We start from the raw sequence: 8008 nt of genomic DNA on the forward strand, positions 1-8008 counted from the left end.
GGCCCACCACGATGCGGCCCACGGGCTCGTCGCGCTGGCTGCCCAGATCCTCCTTGGCCAGCGCCACGCGCTGCATGATGGCGTGGCCGTGCTCCAGCAGGCGGCGGCCCGCGTCGGTCAGCGTCACGCCGCGGCCAGTGCGGATCAGCAGGGTTTCGCGCAGCTCGGTCTCCAGCGCCCGCACCTGGCGGCTCAGTGCGGGCTGGGCCGTCTCCAGCAGCACGGCCGCCTTGCTGAAGCTGCCGGTCTCGGCCACATGCACAAAGGTCTCTATCTGCTGCAAATTCATGTTCTATCGTCTCCTCACTTATGCCATTTTGCTATAGCTGCTAGCGGCGGCCATGGCTAGGTGCTTTGCAGCGAACTGACACAATGCGGCGACTGGATGATCCAGCCGCTCCCGCAAGAGAGCGAAAAAACAAGAGCGGCCCGTGCATTCCCGGCATAGGGCCAAGCCACCCAGCAAGCCCAACAGCGACTCGGAGACAAACCATGAAAGACAGCGCCTTCAGCATCAATCGCCGCCAGGCGGGCCTCGCCCTTGGCGCCCTGGCCCTGGGCGCGCTGGCGCCCGCGCGTGCCCAGTCGGGTGCCGCCGCCAACTGGCCCACCAAGCAGGTGCGCATCATCAATCCGTTCCCCGTGGGCGGCGGGCCGGACGGCACCTCGCGCCTGGTGGCCGACAAGCTGGCGCGCCTGTGGAACCAGCCCGTCATCGTGGAAAACCGCCCCGGTGGCAACGGCTTCATCGCCATCGAGGCCTTCAAGCGCGGCGCCACCGACGGCACGGACATCATCCAGCTGGACAACGTCCACCTGGCCGCCTATCCCCACCTGTTCAAGAAGCTGCCCTACAACATCGACAAGGACTTCGAGGTCGTCCTGCCGCTGTTTCGCACCTTCTTCTTCGTCTGCGTGCCGGTCAACAGCCCCTACAAGACCGTGGCCGACCTGATTGCCGACGCCAAGGCGCGCCCCGGCAAGCTGAACTACGGCTCGTGGTCCGTGGGCAACCCGGTGCACCTGGGCTCGGCCCTGCTGGAGTCTCTGACGGGCACCAAGATGGAACACGTCATCTACAAGGAAACCAGCCAGCTGTACACCAGCGTGGCCACGGGCGAGCTGGCCTTTGCGCTGGGCTCCTCGGGCACGGCCGGCCCGCTGATGCGTTCAGGCAAGCTGCGCTTTCTGGCCGTGCTGGCACCCCACCGCCTCAAGGGCTATGAAGACGTGCCCACCGTGGCCGAATCGGGCGGCCCGGCCGACGCCGTGGTCACCGGCTGGAATGCCTTTGCCGTCTCCAAGTCCACGCCGCCCGCCGTGGTCGAGAAGATCCGCCAGGACACCATGAAAGTCCTGCGCGAGCCCGACATCCAGCCCAAGTTCCAGACCTTCGGCTACGAGAACTACTTCCCCACGCCCGAGGAGTTCAAGGCCTTCATCGTCGAAGAGAACAAGCGCTTTGGCGACGTGATCCGCCGCGCCAAGATCGAGCTGTAAGCCACAGGCCACAGCAGGCCGCAGACGCAAAAAAGCCGCCGTGCCGCAAGGCCGGCGGCTTTTTTCATGCCGTCTTCAGCGCGACAGCCCGCGCGCCGCAATCGGCCACAGCGCGTGCACCACGCCGTCCTGCAGCACCACCAGCTCGTCGTGCAGGTTGAATGTCGGGTCCACGTGCGAGGGCAGCAGCTGCAGCACGCTGCCCAGGGCGGGCGCCTGGGCGCCCGGCTCCACGCGCACCACGCTGTGCTCGTCGTTGATGGCCACGCAGCGCAGGCCCGGCGTGCCGTACACGGCAGGCGGCCCGCATTCGGCCGAGGTGGACTTCAGGCCCACGTCCAGGATGACGCGGTCCGGCGCGGGCGTGCTCATCACCGTGGACAGCAGGTACAGGCTGCTGCGAAAGGCCAGCGCCCCGTCCCACTCGTTGGCGCCGTAGTCACCATCCATGAAGGCATAGGAGCCCGGCTGCAGCTCGGTGTAGACGCCGCTGGCCGCGTCGAACTCCACGCTGCCCGTGCCGCCGCCCGTGATGGTGTGGCAGGCCATGCCGTTGTCGCGCAGCAGTTGCGCGCATGCCGCCGCCTGGCGCGCCGCCTCCCGGCAGACCTGCGCACGCTCTTCGCGGCTGCGCCGGTGCTGCACCGCGCCGTGGTAGGCCTGCAGGCCCGCGAAATTCACGCCCGGCAGGTCGTGCGCCTGCCGCGCCAGGGCCAGCACGGCCTCGGGGCCCGTGACGCCGCAGCGGCCCTGGCCCACGTCCACCTCCACCAGCACGTCGATCTCCACGCCCGCCTGCGACATGGCCTCGGACAACTGCACCAGGTTGGCCGCGTTGTCCACGCACACGGCCATGCGCGCACTGCGCGCCAGCCGGGCCAGCAGCGCGTGCTTGGCGGGTCCCACCACCTCGTTGCTGATCAGGATGTCGCGCACGCCGGCCGCCACAAAGGGCACGGCCTCGCTCACCTTCTGGCAGCAGATGCCGCGCGCGCCCAGCGCCAGCTGGCGCAGCGCGATCTGCGGGCACTTGTGCGCCTTGGCATGCGGGCGCAGCGCCACGCCGTGGCGGTCGGCCCAGTCCTGCATGGCGCGCAGGTTGGCGTCGAAGACGGTCAGGTCCAGCGCCAGGCTGGGTGTATCGACCCGGTCGAGCGGATCGCCGGGCCGTGCGGCAGGCTCCATTGCCAGGCCGCTGGAGTCATCGTGCAGGGGCATGGGGCTGTGCCTCATTCCTGCGGGGGCGCGTATTGGGCGATGACCTCGGCCTCGGTCATGGTCGGTGTCTGGTTGGCGAAGTCGTAGTAGCCGGGCTTCCTGTCGATGTAGATCTGCGTGGCCAGCTCGAAGTCCTGCGACTCGAAGGCGCCGGCCGGCACGAAGTACTCGCCCGTGGCGTGCAGCCGGTAGTACAGGTGCGTGCCGCACTGCCTGCAGAAGGCGCGCTCGGCCCATTCGGAGGATGCATAGGTGCCGATGTACTCGCCGCCCTCGAACTTCACATCGGGCCCGCAATGCACGGTCAGCATGGGGCCGCCGCCCCAGCGCCGGCAGTATCCACAGTGGCAGGCACCGATTTCCCGGGCCTGGGGAGAGACAAAGCTGACAGCGCCGCAAAGACAGTGACCGTTCATGGTGCGTGGACCTTTCCGTGGTTTGCAAGTAGCTGTGATTATTCACAGGTGCCGCGCATCATAGGCGATGGCGCAGCACCTGCAAACCGCGGCGCCCTACACTGCGCGCCAGTCCTCTCAACCACCCATCCCCCTTGTCAGCCATGCCCCGCAATGACAACCGCCTCAAGGTCCTCTTCGTCTGCAGCCGCAATCAGTGGCGCAGTCCCACGGCAGAGCAGGTCTGGCGCAGGCACCCTGCCTTGCAGGTGCGCTCGGGCGGCACCAGTGCGGGCGCCCGCCACCGCGTGTCGGCCGACGATGTGGCCTGGGCCGACGTGATTCTCGTGATGGAGGAAAGGCACCAGTCCCGCCTCAAGGCCGATTTCGGCCGGCTGCTGGCGCAAAAGCGCCTGCATGTGCTCGATATCCCTGATGAGTACCGCTACATGGACCCGGAACTGGTGGACACGCTGCAGACCGCCGTCAGCGCACTGCTGCAACTGGACTGAGCGCCGGACGCCACGGCGACGGCAACCATAGGCAAGCACGTAGGCAAAAACAGTCAATTGCATTCGGACGTACGCTATAGTAACGAACGGTATCAAAAGCACGGTCTGCCGTATGACAAATGGACGACTGGATACCCTCCAGGAGGACCCCCAACCGAGGCTGAAATGCACGATGCCATCACCAACCCCACGCAAGCTGCGGTGACCCCGGTGGCGCCAGCCCCCCTGGAAATACCCGATTACGAACTGCTGGAAACCTTGGGATCGGGTGGCTACGGCACCGTCTATCGCGCGCGCCACCGGCGCACGGGTGCATCGGTGGCCATCAAGGTCGTCAGGCTGCAGGAAGGCGGCCGCCAGGTGGAGCGCTTCCACCGCGAGACCATGCTGTGCGCGTCCCTGCACCATCCGCACATCGTCCAGTTGCTGGACAAGGGCGAGCAAGGCGACTGCGTCTACGGCGTCTTCGAATATGTGCCCGGCGAGACCCTCAAAAGCCTGATCCGCCGCCAGGGCGTGCTGACTGCCGCCGAGGCCGGCCGCCTCATGGCCGAGGTGCTCGATGCGCTGGACTGCGCGCACGCGGCCGGCATCGTGCACCGCGACCTCAAGCCCGACAACGTGATGGTCACCTCCACGGGCGCCGTGCGGCACGCCATGGTGCTGGACTTCGGCATCGGCACCGTCATTCCGCAGTTTGCCGGCCCGCAGGTCTCGCAGCTCACCATGGGCGACGAATGTCTGGGCACGCCGGCCTACAGCGCCCCCGAGCAGTTGCGCGGCGAGCCGCCCAGCGCCCGCACCGACCTGTATGCCTGGGGACTGATGTTCCTCGAATGCCTGACGGGCACGCCCGCCGTGCAGGGCGCCTCGGTGGCCGAGATCGTGCACCGCCAGCTCAGCCCGCAGGAAGTGCAGCTGCCGCCGGCCATCTCCACCCACCCCATCGCCACCTTGCTGCGCAAGGCGCTCAAGAAGCGGCCCGCGGAGCGCAGCGACTCGGCGGCGGCCCTGCTCAGGGACCTCATGCGCGTGCGGCTGGACGATCTGGTGGGCCAGTTGCCCGCCGCCGCCCAGGTGCAGCAGGCGGACCTGACACGCACCGTGGCCACCACACGGGTGTTCTCCGAGGTGCGCCAGCTCACCGTGCTGTGCTGCAGCGTCTCCCTCTGGCCGGGCAGCGATACCCACGGCATGGACGGCACGACGGGCACCGCAGGCCAGCCCTCGCAGGGGCTGAACATCGAAGACATCGAACTGCTGCAGCGCGAGGAACTCACGCTGTTCTCCGACGTTGCCACCCGGCGCGGAGGCATGCTGGCGGGCACGCTGGGCGACCGCATGCTGGTGCTCTTCGGCTACCCGCACACCAGCGACACCGATGCCCGCCAGGCCGGCATGACGGCGCAGGAGCTGCTGACGCTCAGCCGCAGCCGCGCGGCCGCCATCGAGCAGGTCCACGGACTGCACCTGGGAATCCGCATGGGCCTGCACACCGGCATGGCTGTGGTGGTCGGCGGCGAAGCACCCTCGGGCCATGCCGTCAACGTGGCCATGCGGCTGGAGGCCATCGCCGATGCGGGCACCCTGCTGGCCAGCGAAAGCAGCCATCGCCTGCTGGCCCGCCATGCGCGCTTCGAGAAAGCCGGCAGCCTGCGCCTGCCCGGCCAGCCCACGGGCATGCAGACCTATCGCCTGGAGCTGGAGCAGCCAGCCGAGCCACTGCCAGGGCCTGTGTCCGACGCGGCCTTGCAGTGCATAGGCCGCGAACCCGAACTGCAGCGCCTGAACGACGCATGGGCGCGGGCCCGCGAAGCAGGGGGCAATGCGCTGTGGATTCGCGGCGAGCCGGGCATCGGCAAATCCTGCCTGGCCGACATGCTGCTCGTCCACGCCAGGACACAGGGCGCGAACACCGTGGTGCTGCAATGCCAGCCCGAGCACCGCAACACCGCGCTGACCCCTTTCCTGGGCCTGATACGGCAGCGGCTGGAGTCGGCCGATCCCCCGCAGGACCACCGCGAGCAGATGCGCGAAGCCCTGCGCGCCGCAGGCTGCGATGCCGAGGCCGCCCTGCCCATTCTGTGCGCCTGGCTCTCGTTGCCCCTGGGCGACTGCGAGCCCAGCCGCATCTCGGCCGTCATGCAAAGGGCGCTGCTGCTGCAGTCCACCGCGCAATGGCTGCTGCACATGTCCGAAGCCGAGCCCTTGCTGCTGGTCGTCGAGGACGTGCACTGGGCCGACCCCACCAGCATCGAACTGCTGGAGCAGCTGGTAGCGCGCCTGCCCGGGCGGCGCGTGCTGCTGGTGCTCACCGCGCGGCCGCAATGGCAGCCGCCCGAAGGCCTGCAGGCCGAGTGCGTGGACGTGCGGCGCCTGGAAGACGCCCAGGCCACAGAACTGGCCCGCCAGACGCTGGCGCCGCGCCGGCTCAGCCCCGCCGTGATCCGCCACGTGGTGGAGCGCACCGACGGCGTGCCGCTGTTCATCCAGGAAATGGCACGCATGCTGCTGGATGCCCACCTGGTGGAGCAGGACGGCGTCTGGGACTTTCGCCATGCCGGGCTGCCGGCCGCCATTCCGCTGACCCTGCGCGACTCGCTGGTCAGCCGCTTTGACCGCATCGGCCCGCTCAAGCCGCTGCTGCAACTGGCCGCCACCATGGGCCGGCACTTCGACTTCGGCCTGCTGTGCGCCTGCGTGGAACGCCCGCAAGGCGAGGTCGAGCAGGAACTGGCGCAGCTGGGCCAGGCCGGCCTGGTCATTGCCGATGACCGTGCGGGCGCCGGCGCCTTCATGTTCCGCCACGCGCTGATCCGGGACACGGCCTACGAATGCATGCTGGCATCGCAGCGCCGGCTGCTGCACCGCGACGTGGCCCTGGCCCTGATGCAGCACCAGCCCCAGCGCGTTGCCGCAGAACCCGCGGGCGTGGCCCAGCACTGGGCAGACGCGGGCGACCATGCCCAGGCCGTGGCGCTTGCGGTGCGGCAGTTGCGCATCACGCAGCTGCGCTCGCTCAACGATGAAACCATTGCCTACGCGCGCCACATCGACGACTGGCTGCACCAGCTCCAGGGCGTGGCCCAGCGCGAGGCGCGGCTGGACGTCAACAGCTACGTGACCCAGGCGCTGATGAACAAGCACGGCTGGGCCCATGCCCAGGTGGTCGAAAGCATCGCGCTGTCGCAGGAGCTGCTGGCCGGCCCCGGCGCCAACGCGGTGGCCGACTACAAGCAGGTGCAGCACCTGTGGATGCTGATCACCTACCACCACGTGGCCAGCAACCGCGAGGAAGTGCGCCAGCTCAGCCACCGCCTGCTGGAGCAGGCCGTGCGCCAGCAGGACACGGGCGTGCTGGTGGCCGCGCAGACCTACCTGGGCCTGGCCCACTACTCCGACGGCCGATTCGAGCAGGCCGAAGAAGCGCTGACCGACGCCATCACCCGCTACGACCCCGTGGCCCATGCCCACCATGCGGCCGAGTTCGGCTTCGACACGCGCGTCTGGGCCACCTGCGGGCGTGCCCTGGTGCGCTGGTTCGCCGGCTTCGACCAGGCCGCGCTGGCCGATGCGAACGACGCCGTGCGCCTGGCGCACGAGGTCTCGCACATCCCCTCCCTGAGCATGGCCCTGCTCTACCAGGCCCTGGTCCACCAGGCGCGTGGCGACAAGGAAAGCGCCTTGGCCACCACGGGCGAGCTGCTGGACATCACGGCCCGCTACGGCCTGCCCGCGTTCTCGGGCTATGCGGACATCATCCGCTGCTGGGCGCTGGGTGACAGCGCAGGCAGCGCCAGCGCCGAGGGCATTGAACGCGCCAGCGGCACGGCGCAGCTGCTCTGGGACATGGGCTGCCGCTACTGCCAGACCTACTACCGCTCCTTCGTCGCCGAAATGCTGGCGGCCAGCGGGCGCTGGACCGAAGCCCTGGACAAGATCGACGAATGCCTGCGCCTGGCCGACGTGCTGGACGAACGGCTGCACAGCAGCGAGCTTCACCTGAAGAAGGCCCGCTTCCTGCTGGCCATGGGCGCCGACCACACGGCCGTGCAGGACAGCCTGGCCCAGGCGGCAGGGACTGCGCGCACCGCTGGCAAGTACCGCACCGAAACCGAGGCGCTGGCCCTGTCGCAGGCCCTGGCACCCGCCAGGCCGGACGTGGCCGCGCGCCTGAGTGAGCTGGCCGCATTGCGGCCTGAACTGTCCGTGCTCCTGTCAGGGCCCCTGCCCGGCCAGGCGCATTTTTCTTGAACCGAGGATGAAGTCACATGACCACCCAGCTGCAGAATACTGAACCGTTGCTCGCATTCCGCCTTGCCTATCTGCGGGCCATCGCCCGCTCCTGGCAGGATGACGCCTACCGCCGTGACCTGCTGGGGC

At 68.8% G+C, this 8008-nt stretch carries 6 protein-coding genes; 3 read left to right on the forward strand and 3 right to left on the reverse strand.

Annotated elements, in window-relative coordinates; all coding sequences use genetic code 11:
• Positions 1–289: LysR family transcriptional regulator (locus JHD82_RS28195; protein ID WP_199140155.1), on the reverse strand; the 289-nt coding region annotated here is incomplete at its 3' end.
• A gap of 203 nt (positions 290–492) precedes the next feature.
• Here JHD82_RS28195 and JHD82_RS28200 point away from each other — a divergent pair.
• A complete protein-coding gene (locus JHD82_RS28200; RefSeq protein ID WP_013801912.1) occupies positions 493–1500 on the forward strand; it encodes a tripartite tricarboxylate transporter substrate binding protein in 1008 nt (335 codons plus the stop codon).
• 75 nt (positions 1501–1575) lie between these two features.
• Here JHD82_RS28200 and JHD82_RS28205 read toward each other — a convergent pair whose 3' ends face one another.
• Positions 1576–2718, reverse strand: a complete 1143-nt coding sequence (locus JHD82_RS28205) for a DSD1 family PLP-dependent enzyme (RefSeq protein ID WP_199140158.1) — start codon at positions 2716–2718, stop codon at positions 1576–1578.
• Positions 2719–2729: 11 nt separating this feature from the next.
• Positions 2730–3134 (reverse strand): GFA family protein, encoded by a 405-nt coding sequence (locus tag JHD82_RS28210; protein ID WP_199140160.1) that lies wholly within the window; start codon positions 3132–3134, stop codon positions 2730–2732.
• A 143-nt stretch (positions 3135–3277) separates the two neighbouring features.
• Here JHD82_RS28210 and JHD82_RS28215 point away from each other — a divergent pair, with 143 nt between their 5' ends.
• Entirely contained in the window at positions 3278–3625 is a 348-nt protein-coding gene (locus JHD82_RS28215) for a low molecular weight protein tyrosine phosphatase family protein (protein WP_012206167.1), read from the forward strand.
• 165 nt (positions 3626–3790) lie between these two features.
• Positions 3791–7879, forward strand: coding sequence for a TOMM system kinase/cyclase fusion protein (locus tag JHD82_RS28220; protein WP_199140162.1), 4089 nt, complete (start codon positions 3791–3793; stop codon positions 7877–7879).
• Positions 7880–8008 lie beyond the last annotated feature (129 nt).

The organism is Delftia sp. ASV31, from assembly GCF_016428765.1.
Lineage (GTDB): Bacteria > Pseudomonadota > Gammaproteobacteria > Burkholderiales > Burkholderiaceae_C > Comamonas > Comamonas acidovorans.